We start from the raw sequence: 20610 nt of genomic DNA, 5'->3' as shown, positions 1-20610 counted from the left end.
GGCGATGAACCCTGAGAAGCGTCGGGCTTTTTTTGAAGCTCTCAAAGGTAATAACCCCAAGCCAACTACTGAATTGGAGTATTCCACGCCTTTTGAATTATTGGCTGCGGTCCTCCTATCTGCTCAAGCAACGGATATCTCAGTTAACAAAGGTACTAAGGAATTATTTCCAGTTGCCAATACCCCCGAAAAAATCTATGCCCTTGGTGAAGAAGGATTAATACCTTTTATCAAGCATATTGGTTTATATAAAACAAAAGCAAAGCATTTAATCGAAACCTGTCGGTTATTGATCGAAAAACACAATAGTGTGGTTCCTGAAGATAGGGAAGCGTTGGAGGCTCTGCCAGGTGTTGGTCGAAAAACCGCTAATGTGATTTTGAATACCGCTTTTGGTCATCCCACCATGGCAGTGGATACCCATATTTTTAGGGTATCTAATCGCACGGGTTTAGCTCCCGGTAAAGATGTTTTAGCAGTGGAGATAGCTTTGCTCAAGCGTGTGCCCAAAGAGTATTTAATTGATGCGCATCATTGGTTGATCTTGCATGGCCGTTACACTTGTAAGGCAAGAAGTCCTGCTTGCAGTCTATGTATCGTGGAACCCCTGTGTTCATTTAAAGAGAAAAATTTCTCATCATGAGTTTATTTAATCCAAGTCGTGAAGAGGTGCGCCAGTTTTTTTGTGAAGCTTGGGCGAAACAAATTAATTCTGGCATCCTGACCCCATTAGAGTCGATTGCGGCTAAGTGGATGGTGGAGCATCCTGAGTATCATGAGATATTGGGGCAGTTGGAAATGGCGCAGGCAACTGATTACACGCCTGAAAAAGGGCAGACCAATCCTTTTCTTCATTTAGCTATGCATTTGTCAATCACTGAGCAGGTGCAAATTGATCAACCCGTTGGTATCCGAGAAGTCAGCCGTCAGCTAATGACTAAACTAGACTCTGAACACGAAGCACAGCATCGCATGATGGAGTGCTTGGGGCAAGTCTTATGGCAAGCGCAAAGGGATGGCACCCCGCCTGATATGCAGGCGTACATTGAATCGATAAAAACCTTGTTATAAATTATTTTTTTCTTTTAAGATTCGCCATAACGTTGTTCTGCTAACGCCAAGTTCTTTGGCTAGCTCCGTCTTACTCTTTTTTGATTGACTCATCACAGCCATCAAATAGTCATCATTTTTTTCAGTGTTTACTAAATTGATCTTTTCATTACTCACTCGGGCAGCATAGATTTCTGGGAACTCAATTTTTAGGATGCTTAAGTCAATCTCAGATGTTTTATTGTATTGACTTAGGAAAACAGCATATCGTTCCATAATATTCTCAAGCTCTCTGACATTGCCTGGCCAGTTATATTCAATCAGCAAATGACTGATTTGAGCCAAGGCTTCATCAGCTGGGATCGAAGAGCCTAATTTTCTTAGAGAGTGAAATAAAAACTGCAAAGCAAGGAATGAAATATCTTCTTTCCGCTCTCGAAGGCTCGGAAGTTTGATATGAAGAATGTTCAATCGGTAATACAGATCATCTCTGAAGTTAACTTTTTTAATTTCATCGAGTAGATTCCTGTGTGTGGCACTAATGACGCGCACATCAACTGGAATGGGTATGGAGCTACCTAATCTCACCACTTCTTTTTCTTGAATAACACGTAGCAGTCTGGTTTGAAGTGCAGAAGGCATATCTCCGATTTCATCTAAGAAAATAGTGCCACGATGTGCTGATTCAAATAAGCCAATCTTGCCACCTTTTTTGCTGCCTGTAAAAGCGCCTTCTTCATATCCAAACAATTCGCTCTCTAAGAGTGGTTCGGGTAGGGAGGCACAGTTGATCGCAACAAAGGGGGACTCTTTTCTGGAGCTGGCGTTGTGTATCGCTTGAGCAAATAATTCTTTACCGGTACCACTCTCGCCGGTAATTAAAATTGTTGAGTCTGTCTTAGAATAGCGCTGCGCAGTTTGTTTGGTGGCATTAAATTCCACACTATTGCCGTTAATGTTTTCAAAGCGATATTTAGCTGTTAGTGAGCTTTTCTTGAGTTGAGTTCTAAGCGTTGATTCGGTTTTTTTGATGGAACTATCGTCTTGTAAAACTGTGACAACACCAAAAAACATTTCGTTCTCTATGATGGCTACTGATTTAGCAACCAGTACTTTTCCTTTGACTTGAATAACTTCTTCTTTATTCTTTTTATTTTTGAGAACTTCACTGATGGCAATCTCCGGTGCGATGTCATCAACAAATTGACCAATACAGTCTTTTTCTTGCTTGCCAATCACTTGGCACATGGATGGGTTAATAGCCGTCACCATACCGTTTGCATCTACCGCAATAATGGCATCTCTTAAGTTGTATAGAATGCTGTTGACTTGATCATATCGCCCCCCCTCAAGAATTGATAATCGACCAAGTTCAATGGCATGATTGAGGGCATTGCTAACGGTTTCTGATGAATACATCAAAATGCCTTGTAAGCCATTTTCATTAGCTAAGTCGACCACAAGGCTCGAGCCAACAATCACTTCAATACCATCATTAGCAAGCCTATGAAAGCAATGTCGACCATCCTCAATGGTTCCATAGGTTCTTTGTGTGATATCCAGTTTAAGAAGGTCTTTAATATCGTCTAGTTCATGAATCGTATTTTTGAAACTTACGACACCTATTCTTTCCGAGATTTGCTTGGCCTTAATCAGAGCCATCATCACATCATGGCTACTGACTTTAATTTCAACGACTGGGGTCTTAAAGTCGCTCCGAATGTACTCTGCATTAGCGCCGGCAGATACGAAAACATCGGCTAATCCTTTTTCCTCGATTTCTCGAGCTTTCTCTACTGCTTGATGAAGCACTAGGTCATAAACAGTGATTTCTGCTTTATCAGCAAAATTGTGCGCGACTAACTTTATTAAGCGACTAAGACCGGTGTAACTAAATACTGCTATGCGGGGCAATCTGTTCATATTGTTTCAATCTGTTTCAAATAGTGTTAACAAATTGAAACACATTGAAACAATTTTGTCTTGAATAAACAGCAAAGTTAGTGGAAAGCCCTAACATATAACGTTTAATTTTATGAGCTTATTTTTATTAATTTATATATAAATCAATAGGTTAAATAGATTTCTAATCTATTGGCACACTTTTTGCTGTATAGGACATATGATGAATAAAACTAACCAAGTCTTAAGCGGATTAACTCTTTTAGATCTGACTCATATGCTATCAGGTCCTTATGCGACGATGATGCTAAGTGATCTAGGGATGACAACCATCAAGGTTGAGCCTTTGGATCATGGCGAAGCGACAAGAGCTCTCTTAGCAAAAGATCCTAATAATTCTGCTGATGGTATGGGGGCGTACTTCTTAACACTCAACCGCGGCAAGAAGAGTGTTTGTATTGATCTCAAAAGTCCAGAGGGTCTTGAGGTTTTCTATGAGTTAGTCAGGGTTGCTGACGTTGTTGTTGATAATTTTTCAGTGGGTGTTACTCAACGTTTGGGTATCGATTACGAAAAATTATCATCTATTAATCCTAAAATTATTACTTGTTCTATCAGTGGTTTTGGCTCAACGGGTCCTGATCCACTTCGTCCTGCGTTTGACCAAGTCGTTCAAGCCATGGGTGGTGGTATGTCAATCACTGGTTTGGACAAAAATTCACCGATGCGTTCAGGTATTCCAATTGGTGATCTAGGTGGTGGTGTATTTGGTGCAATGGGTGTTTTAGCAGCACTAACTCAGCGCGCCAGCACTGGCAAAGGTCAACATGTGGATGTTTCCATGTTAGATGCTCAGATTTCATTGTTGAACTACATGGCAACCATGTATTTCCTTTCTGGAAGTGTTCCGGAACCTATTGGTAACAGTCACTTTGTGCATGTCCCATACAACTCCTATCCAACAAGTGATGGCCATTTAATTATCGCTTGTATTGGTGATGCATTTTGGGGCAGATTTATCAAAGTCTTGCCATTAGAAGATTTTCTTGATGAGAAGTATCACCAGCAACCCGTTCGATTGGCTGCTAAAGCACAAATTGATGCCGCCATTGCGGAAAATCTCAAGCTTCAGCCAACTGCTTATTGGCTAAAGTTATTCCAAGAAGCAAAAATTCCTTGCGGGCCTGTGAATCGTTTTGATCAGGCGCTCAGTGATCCTCAAGTGTTAGCAAGAAATATGGTGATTGACGTGAAGCTGGAAAACGGCCAAACCGTAAAAATGCCAGGTATACCAATGAAGTTCTCTTCATCAGTTGAGGAGACTCCTGATGCGCCGCCTAAATTGGGTGTGCACACCGATGAGGTGCTTAGAGAGATGTGTGGCATGAGTGATGAGCAATTGACAAGTTTAAAAGTTAAAAAAATTATTCAATAACTAAATGTGGTACTAAGGAGCAATTAAATGAGTCAGACAAGTAGTTATCGCTTAGGTGTTGATGTGGGAGGGACCTTCACGGACCTTATCTTGATTGATGAGTCAACTGGTCAAACCTATGCAGCTAAAGTCCCATCAACACCTCATGATTCTTCTGAAGGTGTTTTAAATGGCATTAAAAAAATCTGTGAACAAAATGGCTTAAAGACCGAAGATATTAATCGCGTCATGCACGGTACCACTGTTGCTACCAATGCTGTTTTAGAGGGTAAGGGCGCGCGAGTTGGTTTGGTAACAACCGAAGGCTACCGTCAGGTTCTACAAATTGCTCGTTCATTTGTTCCTGGTGGTTTGGGTGGTTGGGTTATTTATAACAAAAAACCATTGTTAGCCCCGCTTGAATGGACCATTGAAGCTGATGAAAGAATTGATTCACGCGGTAATGTATTAAAGCCGCTCAATGAGGAAAAACTTAAAAAAGATCTTCTCAAATTAGTTGATTGCAAAATTGAGGCGTTAACTATCTGCTTTATGAATGCTTACTCAAGTGGTATTCACGAAGATCAAGCTAGAAAAATTGCTGAACAAGTCCTCCCTGGTATTCCAGTCTCAATCTCTAGCGAAGTTATTCCAGAGATGTATGAGTACGAGAGAACTGAAACGACGGTTGTGAACTCATATGTTCGTCCAGTTGTTTCAAAGTACATGAAAAATCTTCAGACTGAACTTAATAAGTCGATGAAGAATCTTCATCTACATATTTTAAGATCCGATGGTGGTTTATCAACCATTCAAGGCGCACGAGATAACCCAGTTAACTTGCTAATGTCCGGACCTGCTGGCGGTGTTTCTGGTGCGCAATGGATTGCAAAGCAATCTGGCTACATGAATTTATTGACATTCGATATGGGGGGTACCTCAACGGATGTGGCCTTGATTCAAGATGGCGTGGCACAAACTAGACGTGAAACACGAGTAGGGGATATCACTGTGAGAGCCCCCTCTATTGACGTAAGAACAGTTGGTGCTGGTGGCGGATCGATTGCCTATGTACCAGAATTAACAAAAGCATTACGTGTGGGTCCGCAAAGTGCCGGCGCTAGTCCTGGCCCAGCTGCTTATTGCAAAGGTGGAGAGAAACCTACTGTGACGGATGCAAACGTGACATTGGGTTATTTGCCAAGCAATTCAGCGCTTGGTGGTGACATGAAGATTGATAAATCTCTAGCAGAAAAAGCTGTTAAAACAGTCGCCGATCCTTTAGGTAAGTCAGTACATGAAACTGCTGAAGGCATTATCAAAATTGTTAATGAAAACATGTTTGGTGCATTACGTTTGGTGTCCATCGAACAAGGCTACGACCCACGAGATTTTGCACTGATCGCTTTCGGTGGTGCGGGCCCATTGCACGGTAACGCTCTTGGTAAGTTAATGGGCTCATGGCCAGTCATTATTCCACCAGGACCTGGTGTTCTATGTGCTTATGGTGATGCAACAACGCGCTCAAGAGATGAGTTCTCTCAGACATTTATTCGTCGCTATGATGAGACTACCGATTCTGAGGTGGGCGGCATACTTGAAACTTTGGCGGCGAATGCTAGAAAGTCGTTAATCGAAGAAGGTATTTCAATTGAGAATCAACAGTTGATCTATCAGATTGATTTGCGATATCGCGGCCAGGGTATGCAATTACCAATTGCTGTCTCTGCTGATGAATTCAAAAATGGTGGTTTAAGTAGTATTGCTAAGATATTTGATGATAAGCATACTCAACTTTACACATTCTCTTTGGATGTGGTTAAAGAGATCGTCAACCTTCGAGCAATTGTTTTGGGTCCTGAAACAAAAGTTAAAGCAACTAGAAACGCAATTGGTTCTAAGAATCCAGCAGCAGACGCTTTGATAGCTAGCTCTGAAGTTTATGTGGATGGTGCGCTTCAAAAAGCAAATATTTATCGCCGCGATCGTTTGGTTGCCGGTAATCATATTGTTGGTCCAGCCATCATTACTCAAATGGATACAACCACTTTAGTTCTTCCTGATCACACCGGTGTTGTTGATGAGGTTGCCAATATTCTGATTTGGCCTAATGAAAAAATTAGTGCGAAGAAAGGTTAAGCATATGTCAGCGAGAATTATAGAAACGAATAAAGTAAAAATTGAAGCAACTGAAGTTGATTCAATTAACTTGGATATTATTGAAAATGCATTAAGAAATGCTCGTTCAGAGATGGATGCAGTTCTTTTCAGAACGGCGATGTCGCCAGGTATTCGTGAACAGCATGATGCTTTTCCTATGATTGCAAATCATGATGGAAAAATGGTGGTTGGACAATTTGGTTCATTCATCCATGGCTTTCTTGAGGGTTATGACGGTACAGTTGAAGAGGGTGATGTCTTTTTGACAAATGACCCTTATTCAACTAATGGTGCAGTTAGTCACTTAAATGACTGGCTAACATTGATGCCTATTTTTGATGGTGGCAAATTGGTCAGTTGGGCAGCCATGTTTGGTCATATGACGGATAACGGCGGTAAAGTTCCTGGTAGTTTACCAACTGATGCGATGCAAATTTTTGAAGAAGGTTTGCAAATCCCTCCAGTAAAAATTATTCGTGGTGGCGAGCTTAACTCAGAATTGCTCAATGTATTAGTTAGAAATTCTCGAGTTCCAGATTGGAATAGAAGTGACTTTAATGCCATTATTGCTGCTCTAAGATTGGCTGAGCGTCGCGTTCGTGAAATTATTCAACGCTTTGGTGTGGGCTCTTACATGGCTGCTACCAATGAAATGCTTGATCGTAATAAGAGAGCAATGAGTGCCATTATTAAGATGGTTATTCCTGAGAAAAAGGCTTATTTCGAAGATTACATCGATGATGATGGCATTGGCATGGGTCCTTACAAGATTGCATGCAGTCTATGGCGTGAAGGTGATATTGCTTACTTTGACTTCGAGGGTACAGATCCTCAGTCAATGAGCTCGATTAACTTTTACCTAAATGAAGAAATGTTCAAGATGTTCTTGGGCGCATTCTTTATTAATCTATTCGATCCTCAAATCTTGTTTAATGATGGCTTCTATGAGTTGGTAGATGTCAAAATTCCAGATGGCAGCATTCTAAAGCCTAAGAGACCGGCGGCCCTCTCATGCAGAACCCACTTATTAGGTCGAATTTTTGACATTATGGGTGGCGTTCTAGGTATGGGAGCGCCAGATGCTCTTAACGCTGCTGGATTCTCAGATAGTCCGCACTTGATGTATTCAGGCTACGATAGCCGTGATGAATGGTATCAATTATTCCAAATTGGTTTCGGAGGAATTCCTGGTCGACCAGCCGGTGATGGTCCTGATGGACATTCATTATGGCCTTCATTTACCAATGTGCCAAATGAATACTTAGAGAGCTATTTCCCACTCAGAATTTTGAGATATGAGTCTATCGCTGACTCAGGTGGCGCTGGTCTTAACCGTGGCGGTAATGGCGTTTCTGTTCTTTATGAATTTTTAGAGCCAGGTCAGATCTCTATCCATGATGATCGTTGGTTAACGTATCCATGGGGTGTTAATGGTGGTTTGCCAGGTGGTAGAAGCTCCAAGAAATTAGTCAGAACCGATGGTTCAGTTGAGTGGTTGCCTTCTAAGTGCGATCGTATTTTTGTAGAAAAAGGCGATCAACTTTATTACAACACTTGGGGTGGCGGCGGTTGGGGAGATCCTCTTAAGAGAGATCCACAAAAGGTGGCCGATGACTTTAATAGAGGTCTAGTAACTATTGATGGGGCTAAAAACTACGGCGTTGTTTTGACGGCTGATGGTGTTGTTGATGTACCAAAAACACAAGAACTACGTCAGAAGATTGAAAAAGAGCGCAAGCCAATCGAGTTATTTAATAGAGGTGGAACGATCGAAGAAATCAAGGCTCGTTGCTTTGAAGAGACTCATCTTATGCCGCCTAAATCTCCAACTTTTAAAGTGCGAGCTCAAGTTAAATAAAGATGCTAATGAATAAAATAATTGTTAACGAGGTTGGCCCTCGGGACGGTTTGCAGAATCAAACTGTTCTGGTTGGTGTTGATGAGAAGTATCAGTTAATTCAACAACTAATGGCTGCAGGAATAAATCATATTGAGGTGGGAAGTTTTGTATCTCCCAAAGCTGTGCCTCAAATGGCTACAACCAAAGACTTGGTTGCCCAAATTGGGCAGCCACTGCCTGTGGGTATGTCTGCTTTGATACCGAACGTTAAAGGATTAGAGTTAGCTATTGAAAGTGGTGTTCAAGAGGTGGCTGTGGTTTTATCAGCCACAGAGACGATGAATCAGAAAAATATCAATATGTCGCTTCAAAAAACGATTGATGTTTGTTCTGAAATTGTTACCACTGCCAAAAAATCAAACTTAAGAGCGAAGGCCTATATTGGTGTAGCTTTTGTCTGTCCATTTGAAGGAGATGTGCCTTTGCCATGGTTGCTTGATTTGACAAAAATGATGCAACAGTCTGGTGCCGATGAGATTGTTATTGCTGACACTATTGGTGCCGCATCTCCATCTTTGGTCAAAACTACCATGGATCTCTTGGTTGCGCACTTGGGCTCTGAAATTCTTTCTGGGCACTTTCATGACACTCGCGGTATGGCTATAGCCAATTGTTATGCGTCGATTGAGGCAGGAATTCGTAAATTTGATAGCTCGATCGGTGGGATGGGTGGCTGTCCATTTACACCGAATGCTTCTGGTAATTTAGCAACAGAAGACTTAGTGCTTTTAGCTCAACAATGTGGTTATGAAACCAATATTGATTTATCCAAATTGATTACGGCTATTGAATATGCATCTAAGATCACGAATAAGTCTTTGGGTGGTAGAAGCTACCCTTGGCTACAGCGTAATTATGGGGCGCAAGGAAAGGTAGGGTCATGCTAATGTTCCAAAAATTATTTACGCCACGTGTATTGTCCATACTGAGTTCGATTTTCCCAATTGCGGTCGTTGTTCTTTTGGTATTAGCAGCACTATTTGTTAAGCCAGTGGTGTCAGTGCCTCACTTAAATCCTTTACCCATTCATCCAAGAGATGCCTTCTATACCGGTACTGCCAACGCTCAAGGTTCTGTTTGGATGGCTGGTCGTGATGGCAAAGTTATTTTTAGTGAAAAAAATCTATCTAACTGGCAAATTCAAGAGTTACCGTTGTCATCTAATTGGCAATCGATTGAGGCTTTTGCTGAATCCAGTCTTATCGCTGTAGGTAATGCTGCTGCTGTTGCTGTGACCAATGATCTAGGTAAGACCTGGAAGTCTATTAAATTGCCAGAAGACTTGGGACTAGGTGCTATTAAGCTTATTCAAGTTAAGCACCATGCAAATTACGGACTCTGGATTCTTGGGGAATTTGGAACCATTTTGCGCAGCAGTGATGGCGGTCAATCTTGGAAAAGAATGAACATCAAATCAGATGTTGCCTGGAATGACATCGCATTTTCAGATAAAGGCATCTCAATTGTGGGTGAGTTTGGCCGTGCACTTTACTCTTCAGATCAAGGTAGCACATGGAAGCCAGTCAAAACACCCATTACAAGCAGTCTCATGGCCTTGGCTATTCAAGCAAGCGGCTCAGGATATGCAGTCGGTCTCGAAGGCAAAGTACTCAAGACTTCTGATGGTGGTCAATCTTGGCAAAACTCTGAGTCGATAACCAAGTCCCATCTTTTTGCGGTCACTCAATTTAATGATGATTTTTACATTGCCGGTGATCAAGGCTTTATCGCTAAAAAAGATTCTGCCAAGATCTGGAAACTTTTATCTGAAAAATCCGGCGATTTAAGTTGGAAAACAGACTTTATTAAAGCCGATGACCAATTGGTAGTTGTTGGTGGAAGACCTCTTGTTTTAAAAGAGGAAAAAATTCAATTTCTTAATTCAAACAGAAAAGAAAGCACTCAATGATTTCCGCAGACAAAGTGATTGATTGGGTCGTTACTCGTAGAAAGTTAGTGGCCATTGCCATTGTTTCTCTGACTGCCATACTTGGTGCTATTGGCTCCACCATTGATGTTAAAACTGTTTTCGATGATTTATTACCAAGTAATCATCCTTTTATTGAGACCCATCAAAAATATAAAAACACATTTGGTAGTTCCAATGTGGTTAGTCTCATGGTCGAGGTTGAGTCTGGGGATATTTTTACAAAAGAAGTCCTAACCAAAATTAAAACTGCAACGACTGAGCTTCAAAAAGTCAAAGGTGTTGATCAGTTCCAGGTGATTTCTTTAGCTGCCAAAAAGCTTAAGGAGGTTAAATCATCAACAGAAGGAATTGAATTAAAACCTTTGATGTGGCCTGAAGTTCCACAAACCCCTGAAGCAATTGCAGAATTAAAAGAATCTGTGGTTCGTAATCCATTGGTTTACGGAGTTTATGTAGGGCAAGATCTAAAGTCAGCTTTGATCACAGCAGACTTTATTGAGGCCGATATGGACTATGCGCTCATTTTTGATGAGATTAGTAAAATTGCTAAAGGTATCGAGTCTCCTGGCGTTAAAACTTATCTTGTTGGTGAGCCGATTCTTTATGGTTGGGTGCGGTATTACCTCTCTGAAACCATTTTGATTTTAGGTTTGACCATTGGTTTGCTAACTGCTGTCTTGTTTATTTTTACAAGAACTTTACGTGGCACCTTGTTGCCAATGTCAGCTGGTCTGATCAGTGCTTTATGGTCACTTGGCTTTGCTAAATTATTTGGATTTAACTTAGATCCTCTGATCATTGTTGTGGCATTTTTAATTTCTGCTCGATCTGTTTCTCATGCTGTGCAAATTGTGATGCAGTTTGAAGATGAAGTTCAAGAATCTAAAAAGTCTGCACTTGATGCGGCAAGAACATCGTTTGAGTTGTTATTCAAGCCAGGGATGTTGGGCATCTTAACGGATGCTGCTTGTATTTTCATTGTGGTAGTAACGCCTATCCCAATGATTCAAAAAATTGCTTTGATTGCGACTATCTGGGTTTGTACGATTGCTGTTGGTGCAGTTGTCATGACCCCATTATTGCTTTCATGGACAAAACCAAAAGCTCCGTCAGCTAGCCTTGTTAAACAGAATAATGCGATTACCAGATTATTGAACTGGATATCTGACAAAGTGATTGATAAAAAAATTGCTGTCAGAATCATTTGGGTCAGTGCCAGTGTGTTTGTGTTAACGGGTATCTATGCTACTAATTTATCAGTAGGTGATACCAATCCTGGGTCTCCTATCTTGTGGCAGGACTCGGTTTATAACCAAGATGCACAAAAAATCAACAATACCTATTTAGGTGCTGATCGATTATTTGTTGCGGTGTCGGGTGATCAGGTTGATATTCTTAAGTCTCCTGAAGCTATTTCATATATGGCTCGCTTACAGCGTTATATGGAAGATCAGCCGGAAGTGGGTGGCTCTATTTCTATGGCGGACATCATTCCCGTCATGAAGAAAACCTTACGAGAGGGTAATCCGCGTTACGAAGAGTTTGGTGCTGATGCTGGTGAGAATGGCGAGATCATGTATCTTTACACTTCCGGCACAGATCCAGGTGATATTGATCGATTTGTTGATTCTCAATATAAAAATGCGTCTGTCACTTTCTTTTTCAAAGATCACCAAGGCTCTACGATCAGAACGGCAATTGCCCGTTTAGAAGAATTTAAAAAACAAAATAAAGACAGTCCTGTTCAGCTTCATTTGGCAGGTAGCTTGATTGGTATGTTGGCGGCTATCAATGACATCATTCTTTCATCTCAAATTGAAAGTATTGCTGCTGCCTTGGTTGTGCTAATTCTCTCTTGCGCATTGGTTTACAGAACTTTGAGTGCTGGAACATTCTTTATGGTTCCTGTATTGATTTCTAATACCTTAACTTTTGCATTCATGACCCTTTTAGGTATTGGCATGAACATCAATACATTACCTATAGCGGCTTTGGGTATTGGATTGGGTGTGGATTACGCCATCTATGTGGTTGACCGTATCAAAGAAGAGATTGCAAAGGGCGTGTCGGTTGAGGAGTCTATCCGTGTCGCCATGTTGACAGCTGGCAGAGGTGTTTTGATAACCGCTGCGACTTTAGTGGTAGGTGTTTTCGCTTGGTATATGTCAAGCATTCGATTCCAGGCTGAGATGGGTCTTTTAATGGCTCTTTGGTTAACCGTATCAGCAATTAGTTCGTTGGTGATTATGCCAGCGCTTGTGAATGTAGCACGCCCACGATTTATTGTGGGCAAGTAAGGTTCTAGACTAATTCACCAATGAATTAGTGTGGGAAAAAGTAGTGATCACTTTTAACGGAGGCATGAAAATGAAGAAAGCAATATTTAAAGGCAGTGCCCAAGAAGCTAGATCTACTAATTTGTCAATAAAACCACTTGTTGTTGCTGTGGCTTTGACTTTGACATTTAGTCCATCTATTTGGGCGCAACAAAGTAACAGCAAGACAGACGCAGCAAGTGAATTGCTCTCGGGTGATACAACTAAGATTGGTGGATATGTTCGTGCCATGGGATCTTGGAATCTAGAAAATGCAGGTTCTGGTAACGTGGGCAATAATTTGCTTACAAATGACAAAATGCCATCTACTGGTCAAGATGAAACTGGCGCAATGTCGATGGCTCGAGGAACTGTTTTTCTTGATTTTGAAGCTAAAAGAAATCAAACAACTATTAAAGCGTCAGTTCGCTCTGATCAAGAAGTTGAAACTAGTTACCTAAAACGACTAAATCAAAAGAGAGCAGGTAATTCAGTATTAGGACTAAATGCTTTACCTACTGGCAAATCAACTTCGTCTGATCTAATGGATCAGTACAACGATACTCAAATAAGAGATTTGTATGTTGATTTCCCGATATCTGAAAATGTTCAAGCGCGTATTGGTAAGCAACAAGTGGTCTGGGGTGAGTCTGACTTCTTTAGAGCGATGGATATCGTTAACGGCTTTGATTACCGCTGGAGATCATTCTTAGAAGTTGAAAACGAGGAGTTACGTAAAACTAACTGGATGGCAAACTTCCGAATTAACTTCCCTGAGCAGAATGGTAGCTTGCAAGCGATCATTAAGCCTGGATTAGATAGAGGTGAAGACATCGGTAATTCATATGATATTACTGGTGGACGTTGGGCCAATAATCCTTATAGAGGCGTTGACTTTTATAACGTCAATAATGCCAATAGTTTTACAGCGGACCCATCGACTAAAGCTTATTTAGGAACCAATTATCGCCATCATTTAGGTGATAAAAAAGATACAACTGGTGGTTTACGTTGGACAGGTTTAGAAGGAAACTTAAACTATAGCTTGGCAGTTCTAAATGGTTTTGGTAACCCTGTAGTTGTACCTGCTGGTAACAGTATTATTGGAAGTACTGGCTCAACAGCTGAGGCTACATCAGGAAGTTTAGGCGATGTTGTTTTTCCTAAAATTACTGCTTACGGCTTTACTCTAAACGGTTACTCGCCAACATTTGATGCTGTATTTAGTACAGAGCAAGTTCTTACTACTGGTGTAGCTTATAACTTTGGATCAATGAAAAATGGTTCTCAAAACCCAGTATTTAATATCCCTGGTTTAGATGGCTATATGAAGAAAAATACGGTTACGAGTATGTTCCGTATGGATAAGAGTGTTGACTTGACTAAGGTTATTGGCACATCACGTCCATCATTTGGTAGTGTTCAAGTGTTCAACACCCATATCTTAAATTACAACAAATCTGATGATTTGGTTGGTTTGATTGGTTTTACAGGTGCACTTAAGCAAAATACCACATGGGTAACTGGTATCTTGGGTATGAACTACAGCAATGATCGTATCAATCCGGCCTTAGCTGTTGGTGGTGATATGACCAATGGTGGTGGATTCATCATCCCGAGCGTTGAGTTTGTTTTGGGTGATTTTTGGCGTTTGAAAGCAGAAGCTGATATCTTCTTTAGCTCAAAATCAAGACCTCAAGCATTCGATAACCAAGGCGGTAACGTAGCTGATCCAGGAGCTCCACTCATGGGTTATTTCCATGGCAACGACCAGTTCGTTCTTCGCTTAACACGCAATTTCTAAGAATCTAGGAGATATCAATGAGATTAAATAAATTATCACTATCGCTTGTGTGCACTGGCTTAGTTGCTTTTGCACCTGGAGCATTCTCTGCAGAACTTGCGGCGGGTACAGTTATCGATAAATCAAACATCGATAAAGTAAAGGCTGATACTTTTGAAGGTAAAAATATTGGCGGAATGATTCCTGAAAAAATGGAATGGCAGATTAAGAATCACAATCTAAAGTTGACTTTGCAAAAGTCAACACCATTGCCGATTGATGCAAAAACCATTGAAGCCACTAAAAAGTATGCGGCAGATGTGAAGTACGATGCTGCAAAAAATGAGGTTTCAGGTTACAAAGCTGGTATTCCATTCCCGGCTATTGCTGACAATGATCCTAACAAGGCTGCTAAGCACATGTGGAATTTCTACTATGCTTCACCTGTGGGCCAAGTGATGGACTTTCCAAAGTTTGAATTCCTTCTAATCGATGGTAAGCAAGGTTTAGAGAGAACTCAGCGTTGGTCTTTGTATCGTTACTTCCACAAAAACCGTACAACTGGTGATGCAGTTCCAGTCGATGGTGATGGTAAAACATTTACCCGTACTTTATTGTTTGCAAACTATCCGCAAGACATTAAAGGTATTGGTACCTTCACAATTCGTCACGATAGCGCACAGGTAGAAGACCAGTGGGTTTATATCAAGAGTGCTCGTCGCACACGCCGTCTATCTGGTGGCGCTTGGATGGACCCAATTGGTGGAACTGATCAGCTCAATGATGATATTGAGATTTGGAATGCTCGCCCAAGTTGGTATAAGAAGTTCAACTACGTTGGTAAGAAACATATCTTGGCAGTTAGTGATGCCAAAGTAGCTTGGGATGACACCAAAACTGATCAAGCACAACGTTATCCAACGATTGACTTGAAAAATGCACCACACTGGAACCCAGTCGAAAACTATCAGCCACGTGAAGTTCACGTGATTGAAGCGATTGCTCCAGATGAGCATCCATACAGCAAGAAAGTCATTTATCTAGAGGCATCAACACCACGTATTTATTATGGTGAAGCTTACGATAAACGTGGCGATTTCTGGAAGTGGTTTAACAACACAAGTAGAGCTCTAAAAGGTGCTGATGGAAGTCAGACTATTATCTCTAGCCAGGGTCACACCATTGACTTTAAACGCAATCATGCAACTATCTTCGTTAACCACGGAACAGCACGTACTAATACAAATTTACGTGCAAAAGATGTTGACTTGAATCGTTTAGAAATTGTTGCTCAATAAAAAGGGGATGAGGGACCCTTCGGGGTCCCTCTACATATGGCTACACTTGAACAAAACTTACTTGGATTAGGACATCGCCCAGCACTTTTGGTGATCGATGCTACAACTGGGTTTACAAGCCCTGACTCTCCATTGGGGACCAACGGTTTACCTGCAGTTTTGAACATTGAAAAAATTATTCAATCGTTTAGAAGTAAGAACTACCCGATATTTTTTACTGTTAATGCTTATGAGCATTCAGCTGAAGCTAGTGTTTTTAGAAAAAAACTACCAATCTTAAATTTATTAACGGTTGACGGCCAATGGGCTGATATTGATCCTCACCTAACTGTTGGTGAGTCTGATTATATTTTTAGAAAAGTAGTTCCTAGCGCATTTTTTGATTCACCATTGAGGCAGTTGCTAACTAATTTAGAAGTGGACTCAGTGGTAGTTTGTGGTTTTTCTACGAGCGGTTGCGTTAGAGCGACCGCTGTTGATGCTTTGCAATCTAATTTTTCAGTAGTGATCCCTCATGATGCATGTGGGGACAGAGATGCGGAAGCCCATGCTTATAACCTGAGAGATCTTGGCTTAAAAACGGGGGATGTGATGTCCACTGAGGAGCTCTTAAAACATGTCTAATAGTAAAACCTTGTATGACAAACTATTTGATAGTCATATTGTTAGTCAAGAGACTGATGGAACGGTTCTTCTATATATCGATCGACATCTGACCCATGAAGTAACTAGCCCTCAAGCTTTTGAAGGTTTAGAGTTGGCGGGTCGACCACTTTGGAGAAATAACTCTAATTTCTCAGTGGTAGATCACAATGTACCAACAACTGGTAGGCATCAAGGAGTTAAAGATCCCATTTCTAAAATCCAGATTGATACTCTCGATGTCAATGCTAAAAAATACAAAATTGCTTACTTTGATTTGTTAGATCAACGTCAAGGTATTGTTCATGTGGTGGGCCCTGAGCAAGGCTTAACATTGCCGGGTATGACCTTAGTTTGTGGTGATTCTCATACAAGTACACATGGTGCACTGGCTAGCTTGGCTTTTGGTATTGGCACTTCTGAAGTGGAGCATGTGATGGCCACTCAATGCTTGATTACTCGCAAAGCTAAAAATATGCTGGTTCGATTAACTGGCAAATTATCAGAGTATGTCAGTTCAAAAGATCTTGCGTTGTTCTTAATTGGAAAAATTGGTACGGCAGGTGGCACAGGTTACGCCATTGAATTTGCTGGTGAGGCTGTTGAGAAGCTATCTATGGAAGCAAGGATGACTCTTTGCAATATGGCTATAGAGGCGGGGGCGAGATCGGGCATGGTTGCATTTGATCAAGTGACAGAAGATTACGTTAAGTCCAAACCATTGGCACCTCAAGGCGATGCTTTTGAGGCCGCATTGAAGTACTGGAGAACCTTGAAAAGTGATCCAAATGCTCATTTTGATCAATCTATAGAAATTGATGTGTCCGCCGTGGAACCACAAGTCACCTGGGGCACTTCTCCTGAGTTAGTCGTTGGCGTGAATGGAACAGTTCCTGATCCACAGGCCATCGCAGATCTTAATCAGCGTGCCTCGGTGGAAAAGGCGCTGACATACATGGGTTTATCGCCTAATATCAAGATAACCGATATCCAAGTGGATAAGGTTTTTATTGGTTCCTGTACTAATTCTCGAATTGAGGATCTAAGAATAGCCGCCAATTTAGTTAAAGGTCGTCAAAAAGCATCTCATGTGAAGCAGGTATTAATTGTTCCAGGTTCAGGTTTGGTCAAAGCCCAAGCTGAGAAAGAGGGTCTGGATCAAATATTCAAGGATGCTGGATTTGAATGGCGTGAACCGGGTTGCTCGATGTGTTTGGGCATGAATGAAGATCAACTGTCACCAGGTGAGCGTTGCGCTTCTACGTCTAATCGCAATTTTGAGGGTCGCCAAGGGCCAGGTGGTCGAACTCATTTGGTATCCCCAGCAATGGCAGCCTGCGCTGCAATAGCTGGCCACTTTGTCGATGTTAGGAGTTTCAATGGATAAGATCAATTTGCATGAAGGCTTAGTCATTCCTCTTGATCGTTCCAATGTGGACACAGATGCGATCATTCCAAAACAGTTTTTGAAATCAGTTAAACGCACGGGTTTTGGGCCATACATGTTTGATAACTGGCGTTATGAGGATGAAGGTCAGCCAGGCATGGATTGCAGCAACCGACCCCTTCGAAAAGATTTCGTCTTTAATCTTCCGCAGTACCAAGGCGCTAGCATTTTATTAACACGAGCCAACTTTGGTTGCGGCTCTAGTCGTGAACATGCGCCTTGGGCCATATTGGATTCAGGCATCAAAATTATCATTGCAACATCGTATGCAGATATTTTTTATAACAACTGCTTTAAAAATGGCATCTTGCCAATCGTTCTATCAGAGTCTGAGGTAGATCAATTATTTGACTTGGAAAAAGCCAATCAAGCTCTTCATTTGACTGTCAACTTGGAGAATCAAACCATTACGAGCAAAGATGCCTCTTTTACAACGCATTTTGAAGTAGAAGCATTTAGGAAGTACTGCTTGTTAAATGGCTTGGATGATATTGGCCTGACACTTCTAAAAGCCAATGAGATCAAAAAGTTTGAAGAGGGTTATTACAAAAACTTCCACTGGCTAAATCAAGACCTAAGCTCTTTGGCAAAATAACTAACTAGTCGTTGATTTCTGGATCATCTTGTAGTTTGACGTGGTCGAGCTGTTTGGCTTGTGCTCGAGCCATAGCGGCGGCAATGATGGCTTTTTTTCGCTCGATCTCTAACTTTTGAGCATCGTCCGCGGCGCTCTCAATATCCAAAGCCTTTAATTTGTTTTCTGCCTTACGCTTCAAGCGTTGGTCATTATCTGACTCTTCGCGAATCAATCGATCTTGACGAGATAAGTAACGTTTTTGAGCCAACTTGGCATCTTCAGCGCTCCAGGCATCCCATCCTGTTTGAGCACCAGTCACAGGAATCATGGTGATGCAATCAACGGGGCAAGGTGGAATGCACAAGTCACAGCCAGTGCACCAATCTTTGATAACCACATGCATTTGCTTGGATGCGCCAACGATGGCGTCAACGGGGCAGGCTTGAATGCATAGCGTGCAACCAATACACGCTTTAGGGTCAATGAAGGCAACCGGGCGAGGTCTTTCTTCGCCGTTACTAGGATTAAGTGCTAAAGTTTTTTTACCGAGGATGTCGGAGAGGCGAACTATGCCTTCGGTACCACCCGGGGGGCATTGATTGTGTAAGGCTTCGCCATTGGCCATGGCTTTTGCATAGGCTTGGCAATCAGGGAAGCCACATTTAGTGCATTGCGTTTGAGGAAGTGCAGCATATAGACGGCTAAACAGGTCATCTAGACCGTCTATCGATTTAGGCATTCTTCTTGGCTACAGTTTTTCTAGCTGTAACTTTCCTTGCTGACTTGGAGGCTGTTTTGGCCGCTGCTTTAATAGCAGGCTTCTTAGCGATAGGTCTAGCAGCAACTTCCTTGCTACCTTTGACGGCATGTTTGCGAATGAATTGTGTGATTTCTGGGTAAATCATTTCACGCCAACGACTACCAGAGAAGATGCCGTAGTGGCCTGCACCTTTTGCTTCGTAATGTTCTTTTTTGCGTTCCGGGATATTTTTACAAAGGGTATGTGCTGCACGAGTTTGCCCGCTACCAGAAATATCATCCAGTTCGCCTTCTACGGTGAGAAGTGCCGTACCAGTGATATCTTGAGGTTTAACCAATTTGCCACCGACAACCCACTTACCCGTGGGTAAAGCATGTTCCTGGAATACAGTTTTAATGGTGTCCAGGTAGTAAGCTGCATCCATATCTAAAACAGCGTTGTACTCATCGTAAAACTTGATATGTGCCTCGGCATCACCTTTGTCACCTTTAATCAAATCTTGGAAATAATCCCAATGTGATTGAACGTGACGATCAGGGTTCATAGCCACAAAACCAGTATGCTGTAAAAAGCCAGGATAGACAAGGCGACCAGCACCAGGGTGCGGTTGTGGAACAGTGAAGATCACATTGTTCTCAAACCACTCGTAAGATTTATTTGTGGCGGTTGAGTTAACAACTGTCGGGCTCTTGCGAGCATCAATCGGCCCGCCCATCATGATCATAGTTCTAGGAGTTACTTCGCCAGCAGATGCCATCAAAGATACTGCGCCCAATACCGGAACAGTAGGTTGGCAAACAGAAATAATGTTTAAATCTTTGGCGCCGATGGTTCGGATGAAGTCTTGAACGTAATGAACATAATCATCGAGAGTAAATGTGCCATTCTCGAGGGGCACTAAACGAGCATCCACCCAGTCAGTGATATAAACCTTGTGATCTTTAAGAAGTGTTCTAACTGTGTCACGCAATAAGGTGGAGTGGTGTCCTGATAAAGGAGCTACTACCAATACCACAGGGTCTTTTTTTAACTTTTGGATAACGCTGACGTCATCTGAGAAGCGCTTAAATCGGATTAGCTTGCAAAAGGGTTTCTCAGATACTGTAAATTCATTAATGGCCACTGTTTTACCGTGAGCCATGACATTTTTGATTCTGAATTCTGGTTTTTCGTACTCTTTGCCTAGGCGGTAGAGTAATTCATAGCCTGCTGCGATTCTGGTCGCTGAGGGCAGAAGAGATAGAGGATTGCTGGGGTTAACGAATGTTTTCGCGGTTGCTTGAGCCCATGCTGTTAGTGGCTGAAGAAGAGCTTTTTGAAATTCTTGATATTGATACAGCATTGATTAATCTCCCGAAAGCTTAAAGGGTTCAAAGTTTTTCTTTTGAACAACCGTGCACTTAAGCACTTTTTACACTAAGTTTGATTATCC

At 41.7% G+C, this 20610-nt stretch carries 16 protein-coding genes; 13 read left to right on the top strand and 3 right to left on the bottom strand.

The window, feature by feature from the left end; genetic code table 11:
* The first annotated feature begins 4 nt into the window (after window positions 1-4).
* A complete protein-coding gene (gene nth / locus ICN28_RS01925; RefSeq protein WP_216286840.1) occupies window positions 5-643 on the top strand; it encodes an endonuclease III in 639 nt (212 codons plus the stop codon).
* Window positions 640-1071, top strand: coding sequence for a DUF1841 family protein (locus ICN28_RS01920; protein WP_216285822.1), 432 nt, complete (start codon window positions 640-642; stop codon window positions 1069-1071). Before nth ends, ICN28_RS01920 begins: the two co-directional genes overlap by 4 nt.
* Here ICN28_RS01920 and prpR read toward each other — a convergent pair.
* The gene (gene prpR, locus ICN28_RS01915; RefSeq protein ID WP_216285821.1) at window positions 1066-2973 is read right to left on the bottom strand and encodes a propionate catabolism operon regulatory protein PrpR; all 1908 of its coding nucleotides are present in this window, start codon (window positions 2971-2973) and stop codon (window positions 1066-1068) included. The genes ICN28_RS01920 and prpR overlap by 6 nt on opposite strands.
* A 199-nt stretch (window positions 2974-3172) precedes the next feature.
* On the opposite strand from prpR, the gene ICN28_RS01910 reads away from it, so the two are divergent.
* From ICN28_RS01910 to leuD, 11 genes are all read left to right on the top strand, one after another.
* On the top strand, window positions 3173-4387 hold the full coding sequence (locus tag ICN28_RS01910; RefSeq protein ID WP_255536082.1) for a CaiB/BaiF CoA-transferase family protein: 1215 nt from the start codon (window positions 3173-3175) through the stop codon (window positions 4385-4387).
* Between the two features lie 27 nt (window positions 4388-4414).
* Window positions 4415-6505 carry a hydantoinase/oxoprolinase family protein gene (locus ICN28_RS01905; protein WP_216285820.1) on the top strand — a complete coding sequence of 697 codons (2091 nt, stop codon included), beginning with the start codon at window positions 4415-4417 and terminating at the stop codon, window positions 6503-6505.
* A gap of 4 nt (window positions 6506-6509) precedes the next feature.
* Window positions 6510-8384 (top strand): hydantoinase B/oxoprolinase family protein, encoded by a 1875-nt coding sequence (locus ICN28_RS01900; RefSeq protein ID WP_216285819.1) that lies wholly within the window; start codon window positions 6510-6512, stop codon window positions 8382-8384.
* Window positions 8385-8392: 8 nt separating this feature from the next.
* Entirely contained in the window at window positions 8393-9313 is a 921-nt protein-coding gene (locus ICN28_RS01895; protein WP_216285818.1) for a hydroxymethylglutaryl-CoA lyase, read from the top strand.
* Window positions 9313-10335 carry a YCF48-related protein gene (locus tag ICN28_RS01890; RefSeq protein ID WP_216285817.1) on the top strand — a complete coding sequence of 341 codons (1023 nt, stop codon included), beginning with the start codon at window positions 9313-9315 and terminating at the stop codon, window positions 10333-10335. The genes ICN28_RS01895 and ICN28_RS01890 overlap by 1 nt, the downstream gene beginning before the upstream one ends.
* Window positions 10332-12653, top strand: a complete 2322-nt coding sequence (locus ICN28_RS01885; protein ID WP_216285815.1) for an RND family transporter — start codon at window positions 10332-10334, stop codon at window positions 12651-12653. Before ICN28_RS01890 ends, ICN28_RS01885 begins: the two co-directional genes overlap by 4 nt.
* A 64-nt stretch (window positions 12654-12717) precedes the next feature.
* Window positions 12718-14475 carry a DUF1302 family protein gene (locus ICN28_RS01880; protein WP_216285813.1) on the top strand — a complete coding sequence of 586 codons (1758 nt, stop codon included), beginning with the start codon at window positions 12718-12720 and terminating at the stop codon, window positions 14473-14475.
* Between the two features lie 17 nt (window positions 14476-14492).
* Window positions 14493-15752, top strand: coding sequence for a DUF1329 domain-containing protein (locus tag ICN28_RS01875; protein ID WP_216285811.1), 1260 nt, complete (start codon window positions 14493-14495; stop codon window positions 15750-15752).
* Between the two features lie 36 nt (window positions 15753-15788).
* Complete coding sequence (locus tag ICN28_RS01870) at window positions 15789-16376, top strand: isochorismatase family protein (RefSeq protein WP_216285809.1); 588 nt, start codon at window positions 15789-15791, stop codon at window positions 16374-16376.
* On the top strand, window positions 16369-17781 hold the full coding sequence (leuC, locus tag ICN28_RS01865) for a 3-isopropylmalate dehydratase large subunit (protein WP_216285807.1): 1413 nt from the start codon (window positions 16369-16371) through the stop codon (window positions 17779-17781). The genes ICN28_RS01870 and leuC overlap by 8 nt, the downstream gene beginning before the upstream one ends.
* A complete protein-coding gene (leuD, locus tag ICN28_RS01860; RefSeq protein WP_216285805.1) occupies window positions 17774-18436 on the top strand; it encodes a 3-isopropylmalate dehydratase small subunit in 663 nt (220 codons plus the stop codon). Before leuC ends, leuD begins: the two co-directional genes overlap by 8 nt.
* 4 nt (window positions 18437-18440) lie before the next feature.
* Here leuD and rsxB read toward each other — a convergent pair whose 3' ends face one another.
* Both rsxB and ICN28_RS01850 read right to left on the bottom strand, forming a co-directional pair.
* Complete coding sequence (gene rsxB / locus ICN28_RS01855) at window positions 18441-19157, bottom strand: electron transport complex subunit RsxB (protein WP_216285803.1); 717 nt, start codon at window positions 19155-19157, stop codon at window positions 18441-18443.
* On the bottom strand, window positions 19150-20520 hold the full coding sequence (locus tag ICN28_RS01850) for a polyhydroxyalkanoate depolymerase (RefSeq protein WP_216285802.1): 1371 nt from the start codon (window positions 20518-20520) through the stop codon (window positions 19150-19152). Before ICN28_RS01850 ends, rsxB begins: the two co-directional genes overlap by 8 nt.
* Window positions 20521-20610: the final 90 nt, after the last annotated feature.

It is taken from the genome of Polynucleobacter sp. 30F-ANTBAC (assembly GCF_018882385.1).
Lineage (GTDB): Bacteria > Pseudomonadota > Gammaproteobacteria > Burkholderiales > Burkholderiaceae > Polynucleobacter.
This window is presented reverse-complemented; position numbering and strand designations above follow the sequence as displayed.